Genomic DNA, 22675 nt, shown 5'->3' with positions numbered 1-22675 from the left:
CCGGCGCCCATCAGCTGATCACCATGGGGCCGGGCGGGTTCGCCGCCTACGCCCGCCTGCGGTATATACCGGACCCGGTGTTCGACGGGCAGAGCGAAGCCGACGTCGACACCGGGGAGGACCATCCCCACGACCTGGACCAGGCCCGGCGGGCGCTGCGGCTGCTGGCCGGGCACACCGGCACCCCCGACGACTGCTTTTTCGCGGTGTGGGACGGCTACAGCGACATCCGGCTGCCGCCGGGGCAGCTGCTGACCGGCCTGGCCTACCGGCATGTGGCGCTGCTGCGCGGGCCGTTGCGGGCGATCGAGGAGTGGGAGGCCGACTTCGGTGACGGGTTCGCGATCGCACCGCCGGCGTTCGTGTGGCCGGCCGACCACAGCTGGTGTTTCACCAGTGACGTGGATCCGCACTTCGCCGGGATCGGTGCGGGCCGGGCGGCGATCGCCGCGTTGCTGGCCGATCCGGGTCTGGACGTGGTGGCGGCCGACCCGGACGGCGAGCATCCGTTCTACCGCTGAGCCAGCACTTTCGCCTCGACCCGCGGGTCCAGGCCCACGACCGGCCGGTCGGGGCGCTGCGGCGGTGTGTCGGGCAGCCAGGCCCAGGTGTCGGCGATCGTGTCGCGCACCGGACGGCAGCGCAGCCCGGCGGCGAGGGCCCGGCTGACGTCGCCGGTGTGCAGGAAGCGGTGCAGCGGGCCCGGCGGCAGCCACACCGGCAGCTGGATCCACGGTTCGATCCCGGCGTCCAGGATGGTCTGCGGGTCGGTCCAGCGCAGGTCGGCGTGCCCGCCGGTGATCGCGGCGGCGGTGTCGAGGAATTCGCCGATGGTGGTGAACCCGGACGGGCTGACCAGGTTGAACGGCCCGGACCGGCCGGCTGCGGCATTGTCGAGGACGAAGGCGGCCAGGTCGCGTACGTCGATGTACTGCAACGGCAGGTCGCGGGGGCCGGGGGCGAGGGTGGGGCCGCCTTCGGCCAGCCGGCGCAGCCACCACGGCAGGCGGCCGATGTCCTCGTAGGGGCCGAGGATCAGCCCGGCCCGGGCCAGCAGGACGGGGCCGTCGAAGGTGCTCGCGTGCTGTTCGCCGCGTAGTTTGTCGCCGGCGTACTGCGGGTCGTCGGCGGGGACCAGGGGTGCGTCCTCGGTCAGGCCGGGCTGGTGGCCGGTCTCGTCGAACAGGTACACCGAGCGGCTGGAGATGTAGGTGTAGTGCCCGGCCCGGCGAGACAGCAGGCGGGCGGTCTCGCCGACCACCTCACCGGCCGCCGACCAGGTGTCCACCACCGCGTCCCACTCGCCGTCACGCAGCGCGTCCAGGCCGCCGACGGCCAGCCGGTCGCCGGACAGCAGCCGGGTGCCGGGCACCGGCGGGCGGCTGCCGCGGTTGAAGACGGTCACCTGATCGCCGCGGGCGACCGCCAGTTCGGCGATCGCCCGGCCGGCGAAACCACTACCACCCAAGACCAGAATTCGCATGCTCCGAGGCTGCCGGATCCGGGCGCGACACGCCGAGAGTTGTCTGCGCTAGGCAGAAGCCGGATCGCCGAGGAACGTCTCGACGGCTTCGACGACCAGGGCGTGGTCGTCGGCCTGCGGCAGCCCCGACACGGTCACCACCCCGACCACCCCGACGCCGGGCACCCGGATCGGGAAGGCCCCACCATGAGCGGCGTACCGGGCGGGGTCGACGCCCATGCTCGCGTCCAGGTCGCGGCCCTTGGCCTCCAGGCGGCGGCCGACCAGGAACGAGGAGGCGGCGAACCGGTACACCACGCGCACCTTGCGTTCGATCCAGGCGTCGTTGTCGGCGCTGGAGCCGGGCAGGGCGGCGTGGAACAGCTGCTGGCGTCCGCGGCGGATGTCGACGGCGACCGGCAGGCCGCGGTCGCCGGCCAGGGCCACCAGCAGGCTGCCCAGCCGCCAGGCGTCGGCCTCGGTGAAGCGGGGGAACGTCAGACGCTGTTCGTCGGCCTCGATGGTGGTGATCAGTTCCTGGAGATCCATGTGCCGATTATGAGTCCTGCCAGTGCAGCCAGCCGAGCCGGGCGATCAGGGCCAGGACCACGATCAGCAGCACGACGCGCACGAACCCGGCGCCGCGGCTCAGGGCCATCCGGGCGCCGAGCAGGGCCCCGGCGACGTTGGCCACGGCCATGCCGGCGCCGAGTTTCCAGGCGACGTGGTCGGTGGCGGCGAACACGATCAGGGCGCCCAGGTTCGTCGCCGTGTTGACGATCTTGGCCATGGCCGAGCCGTGCACGAAGTCCGCGCCGATCAGGGTGGTGAACGCCAGGACCAGGAAGGTGCCGGTGCCCGGGCCGATCAGCCCGTCGTAGGCGGCGATCACCGCTCCGGCGGTGGCGATCGCGGCGGTGCGGCGGATCGTGGTGCGTTTGTGGGGTTCTTCGATCAGGCCCATCTGCGGCCGTACGGTGACGAAGATCGCCACCAGGATCAGCACCCCGATGATCACCGGCCGGTAGGCCGACGCCGGGATGCCGCCGGCCAGCAGCGCCCCGCAGCCGGCACACAGCAGGGCCAGGGCCGCCGACGGGCCCGCCACCGACCAGTCGATCTTCGTTTTGCGGGCGTAGGTGACCGCCGCCGCCGACGTGCCGCAGATCGCCGCGAGCTTGTTGGTGCCCAGCGCGGTCGCCGGATGCAACTGCGGGGCCACCACCAGCAGCGCCGGCAGCAACAACAGCCCGCCCCCGCCGACCACCGCGTCGATCCATCCCGCCGCGAACGCCGCCACCACCAGTGTCGCGATCACCGGCGGCGCTGTTTCTGCAGCCAGATCCCGAACATCGCCCCGGCGGCGAACAGCACCGCCATGCACAACAACGCCTTGACGAACATCCCACTCCACCCGTTGGTTAACCTCGGCTGGTGCGCCTGGCCACCTTCAACCTGCTGCACGGCAGATCACTGTCGGACGGCACCGTACACGCCGACCGGATCCACGCCGCCATCGCCGACCTCGACGCCGACGTGGTCGGCCTGCAGGAGGTCGACCGGGCCCAGCCGCGCAGCGGCCTGCTCGACCTGACCGCCCTGGCCGCCGACGCCCTCGGCGCGGTCACCCACCGGTTCGCCGCCGCGGTGGTCGGCACCCCCGGCCACACCTGGGCACCCTGGCATGCCGGCGCCGACCACAGCCATCCCCAGTACGGCATCGCCCTGGTCAGCCGCTACCCGGTGCGGCAGTGGCTGATCACCCAGCTGCCCGGGGCGCCGATCCGGTCACCCGTACTGGTGCCCGGCAGTGGCCTTCTGCTGTTGCACGACGAACCCCGGGTGATGCTGGCGGCGGTGCTGGACACCCCGCGCGGGCCGCTGACCGTCGGCACCACCCACCTGTCGTTCGTGCCCGGCTGGAACGTGCGGCAGCTACGCGCCGCGGTCCGGGCGCTGCGCACCCTGCCCGGCCCGCGGATCCTGCTGGGCGACCTGAACATGCCGGCCGGGCCGGTGCGGGCGTTCACCGGCTGGCGGTCTCTGGCCCGGGCGGCGACCTTCCCCAGCCCCCGCCCGCGCACCCAGCTCGACCATGTGCTGGCCGATCCGCGTGGTGGTGCCGGGCTGGGCCGGGTGGTGCAGGTCCGCACCCCGCGCGCCGGGGTCTCCGACCACCGGCCGCTGCTGGTGCACCTGGACTGACCCGTGGTGCCGGTCAGGCGGGGGCCGGGCCGGCCCGGCCGCGTAGCTGGGTCTCGGCCGCCGCGGCCCGCTTGCGCAGCCGCCGCACCTCGGCGGCCAGCGCGGCCGCACCACCGTCGGTGAGCCGGTAGTAGCGGCGCAGCCGGCCGTCGACGGCCTCCTCCCGCTCGACCTCGATCAGGCCCTGCTCGGCCAGCCGGTCCAGGGCGCCGTACAGGGTGCCGGGCCGCATCCGCACCTCACCGGCGGACAGCCCGTCGACGGCCTGGATCACCCCGTAGCCGTGCAGCGGGCGGGCGGCCAGAGCGGTCAGGATCAGAAACGTCGGCTCCTGCATCAGAGCGCCACCTCCCGGTCGCCGGTGTCCGGTCGCGGCCTCGACCGGGACAGCGCCACGGTGATCACCGCGAGGAGCGCGCCGGCGGCGACCAGGCCCGCACCGGCGGTGTGGCCGGCCTGCACCAGCAGTGGGCTCAGCCAGGCCGGGCCGAGCGTCCAGGAGAACGACGGCCGCAGCACCGCGTGCGGCGGCATCACCTCCAGGACGGCCTGGTAGATGGTCCACACCGGGGCGAACCACATCGCCAGGGCCAGCGCCGCGGTGGCGTTGGCGGCCCACGAGCGGCGGCGCAGCACCGACGCCGTCACCAGCCAGCCGGCCAGGGCCCCGGCCAGCAGCCCGGCGTACGCGGCGGGGCGCAGCAGCCCGTTGTCGGCGACCTCGATGCGGGCCCGCACCACGTCGGACTCGCCGTTGACGGTGAGCCGCAGCCCGTCGCGGACGGCGTCGAAACCGATCTCCGGGCCGCTGATCGGCACCTGCATCCGGTCGGTGGCCGTCAGGGGGCCGACCTGCCAGCCGTGCGCGGTCAGCCGGTCGGCGGCGGGCTGCGGGTCCCAGGCGGCGTGCCACACGTCGGCGCTGCCGGACAGGGCCGTGCCGCCGACCGGGGCGCCGGAGAACTCGTCCATCTCCAGGCGGGCCGCCCGGCCGGTGACCAGGCCGAGGACCTCGCGGCCCTGCGCGGCCGACGGCAGCGGGGCCAGGGTCTGCTCGGCCGCCCACGAGCCGCCGGCCGCGCCGAGGGCGCCGCCGGCCAGCAGTGCCAGGACCGCTGCCAGCCAGGCCAGTGGGCGCCCGGCCGGCAGCCGGAAACGCTGGCGGGTGCCGGCGGCCAGCAGATGCCAGGACTCGATCGCGGTGGGGTGGCGGCGGCCGGGTTCGGCCATCTCCAGCAGGGTGGTGACGATCTCGGCGCCGTGCCGGTGCCGGAACGAACGCGGGTAGGCGTGCAGCAGCCGCCGGTAGGCGCGTTCCAGAGCGGGATCGGCCTGCGGCCAATCGGAAGGGGACATGCGGCACACCCTATGAGCGCCGCTATATATCGTCAACCGAGCTATCGGTTAGAGTGGGACGCACTGTGCCTCATCTCAAAGCCACCGGCCTCGGCCACACCCACGACGGCGAGCCGCTGTTCACCGGCCTCGACCTCACCCTCAACCCGGGCGACCGCCTCGGCGTCGTCGGCCCCAACGGCGCCGGCAAGACCACCCTGCTGCGCATCCTCGCCGGCGACCTCACCCCCACCCACGGGGTGGTCACGGCCGGCACCCGCATCGGGTACGTCCCCCAGCGCATGCCCGACCCGCACGGCACCGTCGGCGGCTGGCTGGCCGGCGGCCTCGGCGAGATCGGCCGGGTCACCGCCCGCATGCGCGAGCTCGAACAACGCCTGGCCGCCGAGGACGTCCTCGACGAGTACGCCGCCGTCCAGGACCGCTGGACCGCCCTGCGGGGCTGGACCACCGACACCCGCCTGGCCGAGATCCGCCAGCGGCTGTCGCTCGGCCACCTGCCCGACGACCGGCGCCTGGACCAGGTCAGCGGCGGCGAACAGGCCCGGCTGCTGCTGGCCCGCGCCCTGCTCGACGACCCCGGCCTGCTGCTGCTCGACGAACCCACCAACCACCTCGACAGCGACGGCACCACCTGGCTACGGCAGTGGCTGGCCGGCTACCACGGCGCTGTGCTGGCCGTCAGCCACGACCGGGCGTTCCTCGACGAGACCGTCACCCGCATCATCGAACTCGACGGCATCGACCAGACCCCGCAGGACTATCCCGGCGGCGGCTACACCCACTACCGCGAGCAGAAACAGAAACGCTGGGAACGGCTGCTGCTGGACTACGAGGCCCAGGAGAAGGACCGCCGCCGCTGGGAAGCCGACATCGCCACGACCAAGGCCCACGCCCTCGGGGTGGAGAACACCGTGCGCTCCGGGGCCACCGCACCACACCTGCGGCGCGTCGCCCGGCTGGTCGCCCGCAAGGCCAAGGTCCGCGAACGCCGGCTGCGCCGCCAGATGGCCGCGGTGTCCTGGATCGCCCGGCCCCGCACCCGCCCGCCGGTGACCCTGGCCTTCCCCGGCGACACCGCCGGCACCGGCGACGTCCTGCTGCACGTGCGCGGCCGGGCCGTCACCCGCGGCGACCGCATCCTGATCACCGGGCGTAACGGATCCGGCAAGACCACGCTGCTGCGCGAGATCGCCGGCGAGCATCCCGGCACGGTCGCGGTGCTGCCGCAGACCGACGACGGACTGCGCGACGCCACCACCGTGATGGACTTCTTCCGCGCCCGGGTGCCGGTCTACATCGACGACGCCGAAACCCTGCTGACCGGCCACCAGTTCGACACCGACCAGTGGGACAGCCCCGTCCAGGACCTGTCGTCCGGCGAACTGCGGCGCCTGCTGCTCGCCGTTCTGGTCAACAGCCCGGCACGGATCCTGCTGCTGGACGAACCCACCAACCACCTCGACTTCGCCGCCCTCGACGTGATCGAACACGCGCTGCGCCGCTACCGCGGCACCCTGCTGTTCGCCTCCCACGACCGGTACTTCGCCGACACCGTCGGCCACACCCGGCACTGGCATGTCGACGACGGGCAGGTGACCGGGGACTGACACACTGACCGGCATGTCGCTGCAGCCCCACCACGCCTGGACGCCCGCCGTCGGCGGCTCGGCGCACCAGTTCACCGAGGCCTGGCTGGCCAACCGGCGACTGTCCGAGCACACCCGCGCCGCCTACCGCCGTGACGTCACCGGCTGGCTGACCTGGTGCGACGACAACGGCATCAACCCGCTGACCGCCACCTTCCTGGACGTCAACACCTACGCCCGCCGGCTGGAGGCCCGCCCCCTGGCCCCGGCGTCGGTCGCCCGGAAACTGTCCGGGGTGTCCAGCTGGTACGACTTCCTGCTCAAACTGCAGGCCGTACCGGTCAACCCGGTCACCGCCGCCGACCGCCCGCACGTCGACCGCGACCACTCCGCCACCCTCGGCCTCACCCCCGGCGAGGTCGACGACCTGCTGCAAGCAGCCGCCCGGGGCGGGGCCCGCACCCACGCGATGATCACCATGCTGGCCGACCTCGGCCTGCGGGTCAGCGAACTGATCGGCCTGGACCTGGCCGACATGGGCACCGAACGCGGGCACCGTACCGTCCGGTTCACCGCCAAAGGCGGCAAAGCCCGCCGCCGGGCCCTCACCCCCGACACGGCCGCCACCCTGGACACCTGGCTGGCCGAACGCGGCCTGGCCCCCGGGCCGCTGTTTCGCACCTCCACCGGCGGGCGCGTCGACCGGCACGCCGTCTTCCGGCTGATCCGCCGGCTGGCCGCCGACGCCGGCATCACCGAAGCCGGCCGGCTGTCCCCGCACTCGCTGCGGCACGCGTTCGCCACCACCGCCCGCGCCGAAGGCGTGCCCCTGGAAGACGTCCAGGACGCCATGGGACACGCCGACCCGCGCACCACCCGCCGTTACGACCGTGACCGGCACAACCTGGACCGTGACCCGGCGTACACGATCGCCGCGGCGCGCGCCCGCCGCACCGGCAGTTAAGAAAGACCCCCTATGCTCTGCCGGTCATCGCAGCGAACACGGGCGGGAAGAACACACTGTGGCAACCGATATGAGCATCGTCGAGGCGGTGATCCTCGGCGCGGTCGAGGGTGTCACCGAGTTCCTTCCGGTGTCGTCCACCGGGCACCTGACGATCCTGGAGAAGCTGTTCGGGCACACCATCGACGACCCGGACATCACCGCCTTCACGGTGATCATCCAGTCCGGTGCGGTGCTGGCCACCATCCTGTTCCTGCGCAAGGACATCGCCCGCGTCGTCCCGGCCTTCTTCCGGGGCCTGTTCGACAAACAACTGCGTGACACCCCGGACTTCCGGTTCGGGTGGGGCGCGCTGCTCGGCTCGATCCCCATCGTGATCGCCGCCCTGCTGTTCAAGGACCAGGTCGAAGGCACCCTGCGCAGCCTGTGGTTCGTCGCCGGCGCCCTGATCGTCTGGTCCGGGGTGATGGCGTTCGCCGACCACGCCGCCACCCAGGTCCGCCACCAGGAGGACGTCACCTGGAAGGACACGCTGATCATCGGCACCGTCCAGTGCCTGGCCCTGATCCCCGGCGTGTCACGGTCCGGGGCCACCATGTCGGCCGGCCTGCTGCGCGACCTGGACCGGGTGACGGTCACCAAACTGTCGTTCTTCCTGTCCATCCCGGCCCTGACCGGCGCGTCGATCCTGCAGGGCGTGCAGGAGTTCGACCGGATCTCCACCGGTGTCGGCTGGACCAACACGATCGTGGCGACCGTGGTCAGTTTCGTGGTGGCGTACGCGTCGGTGACCTGGCTGTTGAAGTTCGTCTCCAAGCACTCCTACAGCATCTTCATCTTCTACCGGCTCGCCCTCGGCTCGGTGCTGCTGGTGCTGCTGGCCACCGGCACGATCGACGCCAAATGACCCACCCCTGAATCGTCGCCGGTCTTGTCGCAAGCTGTTAAGACTAAGCTTGCGACAGGACCCGGGGTCCCGTGCTCGAGATCACCCGCCCGCGGCCTGGCCCACGTCACCGCCACACCACTGCTCGCCCAGCGGCTGACCGTGCGCCGCCACGCCCGCCCCGGCGCCGCGACCCACGCTCTGACCAGCCGCGCGGCGATCACCGTCATCGCCGAGACCGGCATCGACCCGGCCGAAGCCGTCCGCGTCATCCAGGCGGCACTGCACCGCCGGCCAGCGTAGCCACCAGCTTCTCCCCGTCCGGCCACGGCCCGAACCCCGACGTGGAATCCAGATGCCCCACCGGCCCGGCGTCCACCACCCGCGCACCCCAGTCACCGGCCAGGCGCACCCCGTCGTCGAACCCGCAGTGGGGATCGTTGCGGGACACCACCATGATCGCCGGAAACGGCAGCGGCCGGCGGGGGATGTCGTCCGGTGCCGGTGAGGTCACCAGCAGCGCACCGGCCACCGGACCGGTGTGCTGCTCGGCCCAGAACGCCACGGTCAGACACCCCGCACTGTGCGCCACCAGCACCGCCGACTCCGACGACGCGGCGACCACCGCCTGCAACGCCGCCACCCGGTCGGCGGCCACATAGGGCGGGCCCGGCGGCGGCGGCGCCCACACGAACCCGCACCGGGCCCACTGCCGCGACCAGTGGTTCGCCAACGGCACCCCGCGGCCGGGCACCAGCAGAAAACGGGTCACCCGCAGGAGCGTAACGGCAAACATGAATGGGTGCCGGTCGGCGTAATCTCGGCAGCGTGCCCGATGCGATCTTCGCCCACCCCCGGCTGGCCGCCCTCTACGACATCTTCGACGGCGACCGCGACGACCTGGACGCCTACCAGGAGATCATCACCGAACTCGGCGCCCACGACATCCTCGACGTCGGCTGCGGCACCGGCACCCTCGCCCTGCGCCTGGCCGAGACCGGTCACACCGTCACCGGCTACGACCCGGCCGAAGCCTCCCTGACGGTGGCCCGCGGCAAACCCGGCGCCGACCGGGTCACCTGGACCGGCGAACTCCCGGCCGGCCAGTTCGACCTGGCCGTGATGACCGGCAACGTCGCCCAGGTGTTCACCACCGACCAGCAGTGGCACACCATCCTGCGCGACCTGCACACCCGTCTGCGCCCCGGCGGGCACCTGGTGTTCGAAACCCGCCGCCCCGAATACCGCGCCTGGGACGAATGGACCCGCGACACCGGCCCCGACATCCGCGACGTCCCCGGCGAGGGCCCGGTCGAACGACGCCGCCACCTCACCGACGTCCACCTGCCCCTGGTGTCGTTCCGCTACACCTATACGTTCCCCGGCGGCGACACCCTCACCTCCGACTCCACACTGCGCTTCCGCGACCGCAACGAACTCGACCACGACCTCACCACCTGCGGCTACGCCGTCAGCGACGTCCGCCAGGCACCGGACCGCCCGGCCCGCGAACGGGTGTTCCTCTGCACAAAACCCTGATTTCGTACGATCGGGAAAAGCCCTGTGCCCACCCCGCGGCCCAGGCGGCACACCGGACCGCCCGGCGGCCGCCGGGCGAATGCGCCGGTCCCCGGCCACCCTCACCCGCCATGATCACCGCGCGTCCGGCGGTCATCTGGAGGACGGCAGCTCAGATCAACGTGCCGCTCACCGCCGGCCCGCCCTGTGACACCGACGACCGGATCAGGATCCGCCTATGGGAGGATCCCGCCGTGTTGGAGACCGACGAATCGTACCGCAGCGGAGCCGAACGCCTCTGCGAGTGCTGTGGACAGCCCAGCCGGCGCACCTGGTGCATGATCAATCGGGACGGTCGTCCCTACGCGCTGTTCTTCGCCGCCTGCTACGACCACGGTGGGGAGCGGGAAAGCTGGATCGACGTGGTGTTCGGCACCTGGGGCCAAGGAACCGACCACGATGACCACGTCACCTTCGGCTGCCGTTTCGGCCCCGGCGCCGGCAGCGAACAGCCGGGTTCCACCGCGGTGGACGCTGCCGCCGTGGCGCCGGACAGCCCGCTCTACGGTCACAAGCTCACTCGCGCCGAAGCCCTGGCCCATCCGCGGCTCGGCGAATTCTGGCAGGTGATCGACTTCGTGGTCGAGACCGACCCGCTGGTGCACCGGCACCACTACGGACATCCGGCCGCCCCGAACTGTTAGCGACCTTTCGGCGTCAGGGCCTCCGGACCGTGTGCCGCCTTGCGGCTCGATTCGAGCCGCGAGGCNGTCCCGTGCCGGCGCCCGACCGAAAACCGGTGGCCGGGCGCCGGCGCGGCCCGGCAGGATCAGCCGTCATGAACCGCCTGTACGTCGCCCTCGGCGACTCCATGTCGATCGACGACTACGCCGGTGGACCCGGCCGGGGCGCCGCCGGCCTGCTGCACACCAACCGCGACCGGGAGTTCCCCGGCTGGGCCGGCCGCGACCTGGCCACCGACGGCTGGCGGACACAGATCCTGGCCCGCGACGGCGCCGTCACCGCCGACGTGCTCACCCAGATAGGGCAGCTGCACACCCCGGCCGACCTGGTGACCATCACGATGGGCGGCAACGACCTGCTGGCGGCCTACGGCGACGACACCGCCGCCGCGCACGCCGTCGCCCGCGCCGAGGCCCAGGCCGAGGGAGTGCTGTCCCGCCTGCGGCGACATGTCACCCCGTCCGCCCGGATCGTGGTGACCACGGTCTACGACCCCAGCGACGGCACCGGCATGATCCCCGGCTCCGGCCTGGCCCCCTGGCCGAAAGGCCCCGACTGGATCCGCACCCTCAACCAGGCCCTGACGAGCGTGGCCGCCCGGCACAACGCCCTGCCGGCCGACGCACACACCCACTTCCACGGCCACGGCGTCACCGCCGGCGACCCGTCCCAGTCCAGTCCGGCCCCCACCAACCCGGACCTGTGGTTCTGTGGCGTCGTCGAACCCAACGCCCACGGCGCCCACCACATCCGCACCGTCTGGTGGAACACCCTCTTCCCGGCGGCCCACCCGGACCCCGGCGAGCCCTCACCACCATGAGCCTCCGACTTCCCCGCACGGTTGTCAGCCGCTCATCACCGGGAAGGGCCTTCTTCTTGGTCGGCGACTCGCTCACGGTCAATCCGCCACCGGGCGACCGTGAGACCTGCGATCTTGGTCGATTTGCCACCGCATCGAGCCTTGTTCCCGGCCGCCTGATCACTGGCGATCAATTCCCCGCGGGGGTGTCCGCTTTCCGCACCACCTCGGGCCGATGTTGGAGGGTTTACCACCGTTTCCGGTGGTAAACCCTCCAACATCTCAGCTGGTTGGGCCGTCCGCGCGAGGGATTGGCCGAGAGTGATCAGGCGGCCGGGAACAAGGCTCCAAGGGTGGCACACGTGCGGGGGGATTGGCCGCGGGTGGGGCAGCAGTCAAGGACCAACCCTATCCGGTGGTGAATCCTCCAAGATCGAGCACGTGGATCGGCTTCAGGCGGCCTCGTCCAGAGAGAGGCGGCTGTGTGCCGGGACGCTCGCCCACGCGGCCCGCAACGCCGGATTCCGCTGCAACTGCTGCTCGACGGCGTCGATCGCCTGGGCCCGGTCCGGGCCGGGGGCGCTGAAGGTCAGGCCGGTGTCCGCCGGAGCGGGACGGCCGAGCCCGGCCAGCCCGGGCGTGTCCGGGAAGATCAGATCCAGGTTGACCTGCCAGATCTCCGGCTGATACCAGCCCGTGCCGGTCCACGCGTCCCGGACGTCGACGGCGAACTGCCGGGTGAAGGTCACCGCGGGCAGCCGGTCGTTCCAGCTGTACCGGCCCCACTGCACCATGAACCCGTCGGCGTCGTCGTCCACCGGCTCCAGACCGTCCACCGGCAGTGCCAGGAACTCGGTGAACGCCTCCCACGCCGCCGCCACGTCGTGCACCCGGCCGGGATCGATACCCTGTCGGCCGAGCAGGCCGGACAACTCCTGCACCGTGTCCTGCCACCGAAGTCCCATGGCGGGCGACACTACCGCGGGACACTGCTCCAGTACCGGGCCGGACCCGGCACGATGACGAATCGCTGCGGCAGGCGGCCGGCCCGCCACGACCTGTCGAGCAGTTCGTAGTACTCGCCGCCCGGTCCCGCCGGCTCAGGTCATCCCGTGGGTCCGTGACAGACGAGTCCTCGCGTACCAAGCCGGCAGGCCGGACACCACGTCCGCGCGGTCACCGCGCGGACGTGCCGTCGACTCCTCCCACCGGTTCCCGCGTGTGGAGATCATGGGTGGCTGGAGATCATTGATGGTGCTGATTCCGTGGTGGCGTGTGAGCATGGGGTATGGGTGTTGACGTGCGTGCGCTGCTGGCCGCGGTTCGGCCCGCGGCGGGGGAGAATCGGCTTGTCGAGGCGGTCCAGCGCGGGGAGGCTCCGCTGGCGGCGGTCGCCGCCCTGGCGGCTGAGGAGCGGCTGATCGTCGCCAGTGACCGGCGTAGTTTTCTGACGCTGGCCGCCCGGGCCGAGGATGACGCGGCGGCCGGGTTCTTCACCGGGCTGGCACACGGGGAGAGCCTGGCGCTGCCGCTGCTGGAGCCGCTCGCCGCGGCGGCCGGGGACGATCCGGGGGCGCCGCGGGCCGGGTGTCAGGCGTATCCGGCCTATGTGGCCTGGCTGGCCCTCAACGCCGAGCCGGGGGCCGCAGCCCTGGCGCTGGTCGCGAACTTCCCCGCCTGGGGTGGCTACTGTGCCGGGCTGGCGGCGGGACTTCGGGAGCATTACGGGTTCGGGGATCAGGAGTGCGCGTTCCTGGACTTCTTCGCCGGGGAAGTCCAGGAGATGGAGGCGCAGGCCCTGGACGCGGCCCGCCATGTCCGGCAACCGGGCGCGGCACGCGTCTACGCCCGGCTGCTGCACGATTACGAGACCGGTTTCTGGCGCACCCTGGCCACCGTCGGTCAGTCCAGGAAGTAGTCGATCCACTGGTCGTAGCCCAGATCGTTGCCCCACAGCACGGCCCGGCCCTCGGCGGCGGCGATGGTGGCCACGGTGCGGACGAAGGCCAGGCTCAACGCCGGCCAGGCCGGGCCGTCGGCGGGGGTGAGTGCGCGGCCGGCCAGGCGGGCCTGCGCGCTGCGGCTCAGGCTCAGCCGGTGCAGATGCTGCATGGTGGCGTAGTCGGCGCCGAAGGCCGGCAGTGGCAGGGCGGACAGGCGGTGGGCCAGGTCGGCGGTCTCCGCCTCGGTCAGCCAGCCGTGCACGCCCTCGGTCGGGCCGAACACGTAGCCCATCACCGCGCCCCGCCCGGCCAGCGCCGCCAGCAGAGCGCGCACCGGGTCGGTGGCGGGCACGGCCAGCTCGTCCAGCACCGGCCCGTAGACGAGGGGATGGAAGGTGCGGCCCACGAACTGGGGCCGGTCCAGGCAACGGGCCAGCACCAGCGCCTCGTACAGGATGTTCAGCAGCTCGGTGGCCTGCCGGTCCTGATGCATCGGGCACTGCACCCGTTCGGGGCAGAACCGGGAACGGCACACCAGGGCGCCGCGCTGCTCGACGCGGGGCGCGCCGGTGCGCGGGCCGGGCAGGTGCCGCAGGTCGGGGCCGAGCCACGTGCAGTGCCGGGCCAGATCGGTCGGGGCCATCCGCAGCCGGGCGGCGATCTGCGGCCACCGGGCGGCGAAGTCCATCCGGTGACCGGCGGCGGTCTCCCGGAAGAACGATGTCAGGTACGGGCCGGGCTCACCGGTTCGGAGCAACGCCACCAGTGCCGGTACGACCTCGGTCCGGTAACGCTGATAGTCGAAGACGTAGATCTCCGCGTCGGCTCCCACGGCACGGCACCCTACCGCCCTTGATCATCGGCTTCGCCCGGCGGCCGCGCTGCCGGGCGGTGACCGGCAGCCGGGCCGGCGTGGTCGATGCGGCCGGGGGTGGCCCGGCGTGGGGCCACGTTTCCCCGTACCACCTGTCAATGGTCTTCCCATGCCGCCTTGACCAGGGCCAGGGCGGTGTCGGACGGCACGCCCATCGCCCGGACCGCCGTGACGTAGTCGGCGGCGGCGCGCTGGGCCCGGCCGGACACCCCGGCGGCGGTGGCGGTGATCACCGTGCCGTGCCGGCCGCGGGTCTCGACCAGGCCGGCCGCCTCCAGTTCGCGGTAGGCGCGGGCGACGGTGTTGGCGGCCAGCCCGAGGGTTCCGGCCAGGGCGCGGACCGCCGGCAGCCGGGTGCCGGCCGCCAGGTGACCGGCGGCGGCCAGGGCGGCGATACGCAGACGGACCTGCTCGTAGGGGGCGACCGGCGAGTCCGGGTCGATGGTGATGTCCATGTCGCTGGTGGTGTCCATCAGATCAGCTTGGGCGGGGTGTTACCGGCCGCGACGATGGCGCGCCGCAACGGCACCAGGGCGAGGAGGATGCCGCCGAGCAGGAAGAACACCACCAGGGAGACGATGCCGGCGCGGTAGCTGTTGGTCATCTGGAAGATCAGGCCGAAGAACAGCGGGCCCAGCCAGCTGGTGCCTTTGTCGCTGATCTCGTAGAAGCCGTAGTACTCGCCTTCCTTGCCTTCCGGGATGAGCTGGGAGAACAGGCTTCGCGACAGGGCCTGGCTGCCGCCCATCACGATGCCGATGCCGGCGCCGAGCAGCATGAACGGGATCGGTTCGCCCTCCGGCAGCCAGTAGGCGGCGACCACCACGGCCAGCCACAGGGCCAGGGCGATCAGCACGGTCTTGCGGGCGCCGATGCGGGTCGCGAGGGCGCCCAGGGCCAGGGCGCCGCCGAAGGCCAGGAACTGCACGATCAGAATGGTGATGATCAGAATGGACTGGGACAGGCCGAGTTCCTCGCTGCCGAACTGGCTGGCCAGGGCGATCACGGTCTGGATGCCGTCGTTGTAGATCAGGTAGGCGCCGAGGAAGGCCAGGGTCAGCGGGTACGCCCGCATGCCCTTGATGGTGCGGCCGAGCTGCTTGAACCCGTCGGTGAGGATGTTGCCGCCCTGCTGGGCGGCCTCGGCGGCGCGGCCGGGGTGCTCGCGCAGCCACAGCAGCGGCACGATGGTGAAGATCGCCCACCAGACGCCGGCCGACACGATCGACCAGCGGGCCAGGTCCAGGGTGCGCTGGGCGTTGCCGTCCTCGGACAGGGTCATCACGGCGATCAGGTTGAGCAGCAGCAGCACACCACCGCCGAGGTAGCCGATCGCCCAGCCGCGGCTGGAGAGCCGGTCGCGGTCGTCCGGGCCGGCCAGCTGCGGCAGGAACGAGTTGTAGACCACGATCGCGGCACCGAACGCGATGTTGGCGATCATGAACAGCAGCCCGCCGAGCAGGTAGCGGTCGCCGGTCACGAACGCCATCGCGACGGTCGCTCCGGCGCCCAGGAACGCGGCCCCGGCCAGCAGCGGCTTCTTGCGCGGCGCCCGGTCGGCGATGGCACCCATCACCGGCAGCACGAACACCGTCAGCAGCACCGACAGTGACACCAGATAGGCGTAGTACGAGCCGGCCGCCACCGGGATCCCCAGCGGGTGGACCGTGCCGTCACAGGTGTCGGCGTCGATCGCGCAGCCGGCCGCCTGCTCGGTGACACTGGTCAGGAACGGGCCGAGGAAGACGGTGATGACGGTGGTGGAGAACGCCGAGTTCGCCCAGTCGTAGAAGTACCAGCCGGTGCGTTCCCGCTTACCCGCGAGGGTGGTGGTTGACATGTGGCGCGCTCCTGCAGAAGTGGTCGGTGCGCGGTCATGATGCCATCCCGGCGCCCGCGGCGGGAGATGTGGATCACTGGTGGCCCACTGTTCTCCCGCCGGTCACGTCAGCTCAGCCAGAAACGGGCCAGGGCCGCGGTGGCCGGGTCGTCGGAGGCGGCCAGGACCGTCCACGGGTCGGTGCCGGGCGGGATCTCGATGCCGGCGTAGGCGGCCAGCTCCCGCGGATCCACCGGGGTGGCCGGCACGGTGAATCCGGCGGTGTCGGGCACCCCGAGGGTGGCGGTGTCCACCCACGGGAAGCCGTCGACCGGTTCGGGCAGGTCGACGTCCAGCGACGGCGGGAAGACGTCGGCGGCCGGCAGCACCTCCGGCAGGTCCGCGATGTCGAGGCCGGGCAGATCGACCTCGGGCAGATCGGCCTCGGGCAGGTCGAGGTCCGGCAGGTCGACACCGGGGTGCAGGTCGGCCAGGGGTTCGCTCAGGTGGACCTCGTCCGGCAGGTCGACGTCGAAGTCGTCGTGGTCCCAGTGATCGGTCATCGGAGTCCTTCGTCGAGGGGTGCGGGGGTCAGGGAGCGGGCGCGCAGCAGGGCCTCGTCGGCCTGCCGCAGCCGGGTGGCGGCGGCGTCGCGGTCGGCGGTGGCCGCGGCCCGGCGCTTGGCCCGGCCGGCGTTGTCCTCGGCGGCGGCCGCGTCGATCTCGGCGATCAGGGCGTCGAGTTCGCGCAGCCGGCGTTCGATGGCGTCGTCCAGGGCCACGGCCAGGGCGTACTGCAGATCGGTGAACCGGCCGCTGATCTCGTCGGTGAGCGCGGCCCGGCTCTCGGCGAGCACGTCACGCAGCCAGGTGTGGGCGTGCCGGCGATCGGTGTGCACCCGGCGGCGCCAGATGACGTAGCCGCCGGCGGCCAGCCCGAGGCCGAGGCCGGCGAACGGGACGAGGAACCCGGCGCCGGCGACCGCGGTCAGCCCGATCATCGCGCCGCGCCCGGCGATCAGGGCGACCCCGCCGGCGGACAGGGCGATCAGCATGTTGTCGCTCGCGCCGTCGCGGGGCGGCCCGGCGGTGACGGTGTGCCGCAGGGTGGCGCTGACCAGGGCCGGGTCGAAGGTGTCGGCGAGGACCTTCTCGGCCACGTCGCGGTAGGTGTCCTCCAGGACCGCGGAGATCTCCGCGGCGACCGCCTGCAGCTGGGTGTCCAGGTCGTCGGGCAGGGCGGCCAGGGTCTCGCCCCGGGCGGCGTCGATGCGGCGGGCGTAGTCGTACTGGACCTCGGTGATGCGGGTGCGCAGCCGGCCGACCACGGCGACCCGGGCGTGCTGGATCTCGGTGTTCAACTTCAAGGTCCACTGCCGGGATTCGGTACGTTTGCGGGCGGCCAGCGCGGCGCGTTCGGCGCGGGTGGCGGCCTGGGCGGCGGCGTCGGCCGCGGTGGCCGCCACGCGTTGCTCGGCGCTGTCCCGCAGCCGGGTCAGGTCCCGGTGGGCGGCGCGCAGCACGTTGGCCAGGCGCAGCTGGTGGCCGCGGCCGGCGAGTTCGACCAGGGCGTGCTGCAGGGCGGGCACCCGGGATTCCCCGGCCAGGGTGTCGCGGGTGGATGCATCGGCGGTCAGGGCCACCTCGGCCAGCCGGGCGCTGACCGGGAACCAGGGTGCGGCGGCGAACCGGGGGGCGTGCGCCTGCAGCAGGGAGCGGTTGTCCTCGGCGATGGTGCGCCACTGCGCGAACGCGTCGATCTTGGTGAGGGCGAAGACGACGGCGTCGACGCGTTCGGTGGCGGCGGCCAGGAAGTCCAGTTCCGGCTGCGACAGCGGGGCGGAGGCGTCGGCGACGAACAGCAGCGCGGTGGCGCGGCGCACCGCGTCCAGGGCGATGGTGGCGTGCACCGGGTCCAGGCCGCCGGCGCCGGGGGTGTCCAGCAGGGTCAGGTAGCGCAGCATCGGCGCCGGATGACTGACCTCGATCTTGCGGGTCTTCTGCCTGCCGCGGGCCCACTCGTCGAGGGAGTCGATGTCGATCTGTTCGCCGCCGGGCAGCCAGGCGCGGGCCGAGAAACTGTCGCCGGGCACGAAGCTCAGGTAGGCGGCGGTGGTCACCGCGGCGTCCACCGGGGACAGGCCGGGCACCCCGAGCAGGGCGTTGACCAGGGAACTCTTGCCGCGTTTGGTCTCCCCGACGATGACCACGCCGGGCCGGGTCAGGTGGGCGCGGCGCAGCTCGGCCAGGTCGGCGGCCGCGTCCGGGTCGGTGGTGCGCAGGTAGGCGATGGTGTCGCGGACCGCGCCGTCGAGCAGGCTGGTCAGGTCCTGCACTGGCGTACCTCCTGGGCGAGCAGCTGGAAACCGCGGTGGGCGACGTGCGCGAGGCGGGCCTGGGCCGGGGCGGCGCCGTCGACGGCGTACGCCCGCCAGCGTCCCGCCGCGCGCACCGCGGCGGTGGCCAGTTCGCCCGGGTCGGCTTCGGGCAGCCGCAGGATCCAGCGCGGATCGTCGGAGGTGGCCAGCCGGATCAGCTCCTGCTCCCAGTCGGCCGGCAGTGCCACGGTGCCGGTGGCGGCACGCTGGGCGGCGTCCAGCAGCCGCAGCCGGTGGTACGCCGGATCACGCAGCGCCTGTTCGACGGCGTCGCGGATGACCGGGCGGGCCCGCGGGTCGAAGGAGGCCAGCCGTTCCAGCCGGGTCAGCGCCCAGCCGGCCTTGATGGCATCGGAGCGCCAGCGGAAGCTCTGGTCGACGGTGGCGGTGAGCCGGGCCAGCCCGGAGGCCGCCGACAGCCGGCGCACCAGCTCCCCGGTGCCCAGCCTCGGTTCGGCGGCCAGCAGCGCGCAGGCGAAGCCGATGCCGTACAGGTCGAGCCGGGTCAGCAGGCGTTCACGCTGGTCGGCGGCGATCGGGGCGGGACGGGTGCGGAACAGGTCGGCCGACAGCAGCAGCACCCGCAGGTCGGCGGCGTCCAGGGCGGCCAGTCTGGCCAGGGCGTCGCGGTCGGCGCCGGTGAGCCGGCCGGACTCGGCGGTCTCGGCGAGCAGCCCGGCCACCGGGATCACGTCGCCGACGGTGCGCATCAGCAGCCCGGCCTGCTGCCGGGCCAGGGGTTCGGCGACCGGCCACGGGTCACCGGCCCCGCCGATCAGGGTGTCGACCTTGCCGAGCACGCCGATGGCGTTGATCGGACTGGTGGCCAGGCGGGCCGAGGCGGTGTGGAAGGCCTCCAGGGCGCGCACGTCGTCGGCGCGGACCGCCTGGGTGAAGACGTAGACGACGGCTTCGGCGGCGGCCACCTCGTCGGCGGAGTCGTCGTCGATGCCGACGGCGGCTTCGGCGCGGGCACTGCCGGCGGTGTCGGTGGAGGCCAGGCCGGGGGTGTCGACCACGGTCAGGTCCCGCAGCCGGCCGGAGGTCAGGGCCACGTCGACGTAGGCGATACGGGCCGCCGGGACGCCGAGGCGGGCCGGGACCATGCCGTCCTCGTCCAGCGGCAGGCTGTGCCGGTCACCGTCGCGGGTGACGATGTCGATGCGGTCGGCGGGCCCGTAACGGAAGCGGGTGACCACCCGGGTGCACTCGCCGGCGGCGGTGGGGGCGACACGACGCCCGATCATCGCGTTGACTAGTGTCGACTTTCCGGCTTTCAACCGTCCCGCGATCGCTACGCGTAACGGATCGTGAAGGCGGTTGCTGATCTGCCGGACCTGTTGACCAGCATCGGAGGAGACCCGGGTGACGATCTCGTGACAGAGCGTCGCGATCCCGGTGGTGAGCTGACCGGTCACTGCGACTCGTCAGCGCAGCACCATGTCGGTGACAATGTGCGTATCGCGGATGTCGTCGTCACAGGGCCTCTCCATCGCCGTGGTTCTCGCACCACAGCCTACGGACGCCGGCGCCGCGACCGGGATCCCGTGTTCGTGCCAGTGACGGCCAGAGGGGAGCGCACGTGACGGACGAGCCAGAGCTGGCCGCCCGTACCATGTTGCGCCAGGGGCCCGGCCTCGTCGTTCTCACCGGCCCACCCGGCTGCGGCCGCACCACCCTGCTGCGCCGCATCGCCGCCGCCGTGCCCGGCCCGGTGCACCTGGGCGGCGGCCTGGCCATGCTGGCCACCGTCCCCGCCCTGGCCCTGTCCCGGGCGGTCCGGGCCCGGCTGCCCGCCGACGACGTGCCGCTGCTGGCCGAGGCGGTCCGCTCCCGGGTCCGCGGTGGCCTGCTGGTCCTGGACGACCTGCAGTATGCCGACCCGGCCACCGTCGCCGCCCTGCCGCACCTGGCCCGCTCGATCCGGGTGCTGGTCGCCCTGCGCACCCCGCACCGGCTGCCCGAGCCCCTGGCCACCGCTCTGCGATCGGCGGCGCGGGCCTGGCTGCCGGTGCCGCCGCTGACCGGCGAGCAGGCCGCCGCCCTGGTCCGGCAGACCGCCGGCGGCCTGGACGACGCGACCGCCGCCGCGGTCGTGGCCCGCGCCGGCGGCAACCCCCTGGCGGTGATCGCCCTGGCCCGGCAGTCCGCCGCCGGCCGCGCTCCGGCCGGCGAGGACATCGACCAGGTGGCCTACGCCATCGCCACCGCCCTGGCCGACCTGCCCCGCCCGGCCCGCACCGCCCTGGCCGCGCTCGGGCTGCTCGGCCGGCCCGCCGCACCGGCCCTGCTCGGCACCGGCGCCGCCGACCTGGTCACCGCCGGGCTGGTCACCGCCGAGCCGGGCGGAGCCCTGCTCCCGGTGTCGGCGTATGTCGCCGAGACCGCCGCCGGGCTGCTGGACGGATCGGCCCGCGCCGAGATGCACGCCCGGCTGGCCGACCTCACCCCACCGGCCGAGGCCGCCCGGCACCTGGCCGCCGCCGGGGATCCGGCCGCCGCCTACCGCACCGCCCTGTCCGCCGCCGACCGCGCCCACGGCGCCGAACGCTGCGCGCTGCTGCTGTTCGCCTGCGGGCTGGACACCACCGTCGACGCCCGGGTGCGGCTGGCCGCCGCCGACGCCGCCCTGGCCACCGGCCGCGCCCCGGACGCCGCCGACGTGCTGCGCCCCCTGGCGGCCACCACCGGCACCGCCCCCACCGACCTGCTCGCGCTGGAAGCCGCGGTGCTGCGCGGTGAGGCGCTGCTGCAGGCCGGCGACCCGGCCGCGGCCCGGGAGACGGTCCGGGCGGTCCCGGACACCGCCGCCGGTGCGGTCGTGGCCGCCCGCGACCGGGTGCTGCTGCTGTCCACCCTGGCCACCGAACCGATGTCGGCCCGCGAACTGGCCGACAAGATCGCGATCCGGCATCCGCAGCCACCACCGGGGATCACCGCCGCGCTGGCCGCGGTCCGCGCCACCCACCGGCTGCCCGGCTGGGACACCGCGCTGGCCGAGGCCGCCGGGTTCGCCGACCCGCTGATCGCCCGCTGGTCGTCGTGGCTGCTGGTGGAACACCTGGCCGCCGAGGGCCGCCTGGTCGATGCCGCCGGTGCGGCGCTGCGGGCCGCCGAGACGGCCGGACGGGAATTGGCGTACGGGTGGCAGACCCGGTTCCTGGCCGCCGCCGACTGGGCCCTGGCCCTGCACGGCCCGGACTTTCCGCCGGCCCTGTCCTGGGACGGGGTCGAAGGCGTGCTGCGCCGGGCGGCGAACCTGACCGACCTGGCCCTGCCCGCCCAGGCCAGGGCGTACGCGACCGCCGCCACCGCCCTGATCGAAGCCGACACCGGGCTGCTGGCCGCCGCCCGCGCCCGCCTGGACGGTGTCGCCGCCCATCCGGCCGCCGCCTGGGTGGCCCGCGAGGCCGCCTGGCTGGACGGCCAGCCGGACCGGGCCGCCCGGGTGCCCGCCGACGCCGGCACCGGGCTGCTCGCCGGACTGCACGCGATCACCGCCCGGTGGGCGGCCTACGACCTGGGTGAGCCCGGCGACCCGGCGATCCCGGTGGACCTGCCGGTCCCGGCCCGGCGCACCCTGACCGCGTGGGCGGTCGGCTCCGGTCTGGACGCGGCCGCCGACAGCTGGCAGCCGGTGGCGCTGCGTGAACAGATCCGCTGCCTGATCGCCGCCGGGCTGACCGGCACCGACCGCGACACCGCGGTGGCCGCCCTGCTGCGCGCCGAGGAGCTGGCCGACACCGCCGGGCTGACCGTGCTGGCCGGCCGGGCCCGCCGCGGCCTGCGCCGGCACCAGATCCAGCGCGACACCCGCAGCCCCCGCTCCGACGGCCGGCTGACCCGCCGCGAACTGGACGTGCTGCGCCTGGTCGCGGCCGGGGAACCCACCCGCCGCATCGCCGGGCAGCTGGGCATCTCGGCCGAGACCGTCGACACCCACATCCGGGCCAGCATGCGCAAGCTGGCCGCGCGTACCCGTACCGAAGCCGCCGCTCTGGCCTTCGCCACCACCCCGGCCGGGCCGCAACCCCTCGACAGCCACTTCGGCAGCCCCTTCGACACCCACGAGGATGGCCGGTGATACGACAGCCCGAGGACGCTCCACGCCACGTTGTAGCCACGTCCGCCGAAGCAGA

The 22675-nt window shown here is 73.4% G+C and carries 24 protein-coding genes; 11 read left to right on the top strand and 13 right to left on the bottom strand.

Going from position 1 to position 22675, the window contains the following annotated elements:
* The first annotated feature begins 23 nt into the window (after positions 1-23).
* Positions 24-521 carry a hypothetical protein gene (locus ACQ0O7_RS13625; RefSeq protein WP_430782397.1) on the top strand — a complete coding sequence of 166 codons (498 nt, stop codon included), beginning with the start codon at positions 24-26 and terminating at the stop codon, positions 519-521.
* Here ACQ0O7_RS13625 and ACQ0O7_RS13620 read toward each other — a convergent pair.
* From ACQ0O7_RS13620 to ACQ0O7_RS13610, 3 genes are read right to left on the bottom strand one after another with little or no spacing between them, the layout of a single operon-like run.
* A complete protein-coding gene (locus tag ACQ0O7_RS13620; RefSeq protein WP_430782396.1) occupies positions 512-1483 on the bottom strand; it encodes an NAD-dependent epimerase/dehydratase family protein in 972 nt (323 codons plus the stop codon). The two genes, ACQ0O7_RS13625 and ACQ0O7_RS13620, sit on opposite strands and share 10 nt — an antisense overlap.
* Positions 1484-1531: 48 nt before the next feature.
* Positions 1532-2011, bottom strand: a complete 480-nt coding sequence (locus ACQ0O7_RS13615; RefSeq protein ID WP_430782395.1) for a heme-degrading domain-containing protein — start codon at positions 2009-2011, stop codon at positions 1532-1534.
* A gap of 7 nt (positions 2012-2018) precedes the next feature.
* Complete coding sequence (locus ACQ0O7_RS13610) at positions 2019-2780, bottom strand: sulfite exporter TauE/SafE family protein (RefSeq protein ID WP_430782394.1); 762 nt, start codon at positions 2778-2780, stop codon at positions 2019-2021.
* Positions 2781-2896: 116 nt separating this feature from the next.
* Here ACQ0O7_RS13610 and ACQ0O7_RS13605 point away from each other — a divergent pair, with 116 nt between their 5' ends.
* On the top strand, positions 2897-3667 hold the full coding sequence (locus tag ACQ0O7_RS13605; RefSeq protein WP_430782393.1) for an endonuclease/exonuclease/phosphatase family protein: 771 nt from the start codon (positions 2897-2899) through the stop codon (positions 3665-3667).
* 13 nt (positions 3668-3680) lie between these two features.
* Here the strand turns inward: ACQ0O7_RS13605 and ACQ0O7_RS13600 are convergent, their stop codons facing one another.
* Positions 3681-4004 (bottom strand): PadR family transcriptional regulator, encoded by a 324-nt coding sequence (locus ACQ0O7_RS13600; protein WP_430782392.1) that lies wholly within the window; start codon positions 4002-4004, stop codon positions 3681-3683.
* Positions 4004-5023, bottom strand: a complete 1020-nt coding sequence (locus tag ACQ0O7_RS13595) for a hypothetical protein (protein ID WP_430782391.1) — start codon at positions 5021-5023, stop codon at positions 4004-4006. The genes ACQ0O7_RS13600 and ACQ0O7_RS13595 overlap by 1 nt, the downstream gene beginning before the upstream one ends.
* A gap of 65 nt (positions 5024-5088) precedes the next feature.
* On the opposite strand from ACQ0O7_RS13595, the gene ACQ0O7_RS13590 reads away from it, so the two are divergent.
* From ACQ0O7_RS13590 to ACQ0O7_RS13575, 4 genes are all read left to right on the top strand, one after another.
* Positions 5089-6633: an ABC-F family ATP-binding cassette domain-containing protein gene (locus ACQ0O7_RS13590; RefSeq protein WP_430782390.1), complete on the top strand. Its 1545-nt coding sequence runs from the start codon at positions 5089-5091 to the stop codon at positions 6631-6633.
* Between the two features lie 13 nt (positions 6634-6646).
* The gene (locus ACQ0O7_RS13585) at positions 6647-7576 is read left to right on the top strand and encodes a tyrosine-type recombinase/integrase (protein WP_430782389.1); all 930 of its coding nucleotides are present in this window, start codon (positions 6647-6649) and stop codon (positions 7574-7576) included.
* Positions 7577-7646: 70 nt separating this feature from the next.
* A complete protein-coding gene (locus ACQ0O7_RS13580) occupies positions 7647-8483 on the top strand; it encodes an undecaprenyl-diphosphate phosphatase (RefSeq protein ID WP_430782388.1) in 837 nt (278 codons plus the stop codon).
* Positions 8484-8624: 141 nt separating this feature from the next.
* Complete coding sequence (locus ACQ0O7_RS13575) at positions 8625-8765, top strand: hypothetical protein (protein WP_430782387.1); 141 nt, start codon at positions 8625-8627, stop codon at positions 8763-8765.
* Here ACQ0O7_RS13575 and ACQ0O7_RS13570 read toward each other — a convergent pair.
* Positions 8731-9234, bottom strand: a complete 504-nt coding sequence (locus ACQ0O7_RS13570) for an RBBP9/YdeN family alpha/beta hydrolase (RefSeq protein WP_430782386.1) — start codon at positions 9232-9234, stop codon at positions 8731-8733. The genes ACQ0O7_RS13575 and ACQ0O7_RS13570 overlap by 35 nt on opposite strands.
* A 56-nt stretch (positions 9235-9290) precedes the next feature.
* Here ACQ0O7_RS13570 and ACQ0O7_RS13565 point away from each other — a divergent pair, with 56 nt between their 5' ends.
* From ACQ0O7_RS13565 to ACQ0O7_RS13555, 3 genes are all read left to right on the top strand, one after another.
* A complete protein-coding gene (locus tag ACQ0O7_RS13565) occupies positions 9291-10001 on the top strand; it encodes a class I SAM-dependent methyltransferase (protein WP_430782385.1) in 711 nt (236 codons plus the stop codon).
* Between the two features lie 110 nt (positions 10002-10111).
* Positions 10112-10684: a hypothetical protein gene (locus ACQ0O7_RS13560; RefSeq protein ID WP_430782384.1), complete on the top strand. Its 573-nt coding sequence runs from the start codon at positions 10112-10114 to the stop codon at positions 10682-10684.
* A 134-nt stretch (positions 10685-10818) separates the two neighbouring features.
* Positions 10819-11544 carry an SGNH/GDSL hydrolase family protein gene (locus ACQ0O7_RS13555; protein ID WP_430782383.1) on the top strand — a complete coding sequence of 242 codons (726 nt, stop codon included), beginning with the start codon at positions 10819-10821 and terminating at the stop codon, positions 11542-11544.
* Positions 11545-11975: 431 nt separating this feature from the next.
* On the opposite strand, the gene ACQ0O7_RS13550 is transcribed toward ACQ0O7_RS13555, so the two are convergent.
* Complete coding sequence (locus tag ACQ0O7_RS13550; RefSeq protein ID WP_430782382.1) at positions 11976-12488, bottom strand: hypothetical protein; 513 nt, start codon at positions 12486-12488, stop codon at positions 11976-11978.
* A 323-nt stretch (positions 12489-12811) separates the two neighbouring features.
* Here ACQ0O7_RS13550 and ACQ0O7_RS13545 point away from each other — a divergent pair, with 323 nt between their 5' ends.
* Entirely contained in the window at positions 12812-13441 is a 630-nt protein-coding gene (locus tag ACQ0O7_RS13545; RefSeq protein ID WP_430782381.1) for a hypothetical protein, read from the top strand.
* Here the strand turns inward: ACQ0O7_RS13545 and ACQ0O7_RS13540 are convergent.
* The 6 genes from ACQ0O7_RS13540 to ACQ0O7_RS13515 all read right to left on the bottom strand — a co-directional run bounded on the left by ACQ0O7_RS13540 (position 13426) and on the right by ACQ0O7_RS13515 (position 19783).
* Positions 13426-14298 carry a hypothetical protein gene (locus ACQ0O7_RS13540; RefSeq protein ID WP_430782380.1) on the bottom strand — a complete coding sequence of 291 codons (873 nt, stop codon included), beginning with the start codon at positions 14296-14298 and terminating at the stop codon, positions 13426-13428. The genes ACQ0O7_RS13545 and ACQ0O7_RS13540 overlap by 16 nt on opposite strands.
* Positions 14299-14435: 137 nt before the next feature.
* A complete protein-coding gene (locus ACQ0O7_RS13535; RefSeq protein WP_430782530.1) occupies positions 14436-14795 on the bottom strand; it encodes a GntR family transcriptional regulator in 360 nt (119 codons plus the stop codon).
* A 17-nt stretch (positions 14796-14812) separates the two neighbouring features.
* The gene (locus ACQ0O7_RS13530) at positions 14813-16180 is read right to left on the bottom strand and encodes an MFS transporter (RefSeq protein ID WP_430782379.1); all 1368 of its coding nucleotides are present in this window, start codon (positions 16178-16180) and stop codon (positions 14813-14815) included.
* 107 nt (positions 16181-16287) lie between these two features.
* Entirely contained in the window at positions 16288-16722 is a 435-nt protein-coding gene (locus ACQ0O7_RS13525; RefSeq protein WP_430782378.1) for a hypothetical protein, read from the bottom strand.
* Positions 16719-18494 (bottom strand): dynamin family protein, encoded by a 1776-nt coding sequence (locus ACQ0O7_RS13520; RefSeq protein WP_430782377.1) that lies wholly within the window; start codon positions 18492-18494, stop codon positions 16719-16721. Before ACQ0O7_RS13520 ends, ACQ0O7_RS13525 begins: the two co-directional genes overlap by 4 nt.
* The gene (locus ACQ0O7_RS13515) at positions 18482-19783 is read right to left on the bottom strand and encodes a dynamin family protein (RefSeq protein WP_430782376.1); all 1302 of its coding nucleotides are present in this window, start codon (positions 19781-19783) and stop codon (positions 18482-18484) included. The genes ACQ0O7_RS13520 and ACQ0O7_RS13515 overlap by 13 nt, the downstream gene beginning before the upstream one ends.
* Before the next feature lie 335 nt (positions 19784-20118).
* Here ACQ0O7_RS13515 and ACQ0O7_RS13510 point away from each other — a divergent pair, with 335 nt between their 5' ends.
* Positions 20119-22620 (top strand): LuxR C-terminal-related transcriptional regulator, encoded by a 2502-nt coding sequence (locus ACQ0O7_RS13510; RefSeq protein WP_430782375.1) that lies wholly within the window; start codon positions 20119-20121, stop codon positions 22618-22620.
* Positions 22621-22675: the final 55 nt, after the last annotated feature.

It is taken from the genome of Actinoplanes sp. G11-F43 (assembly GCF_050589265.1).
Taxonomy (GTDB): Bacteria; Actinomycetota; Actinomycetes; order Mycobacteriales; family Micromonosporaceae; genus Actinoplanes.
The sequence above is the reverse complement of the archived record's forward strand: the minus strand, read 5'-3'. Positions and strand labels throughout refer to the sequence as shown.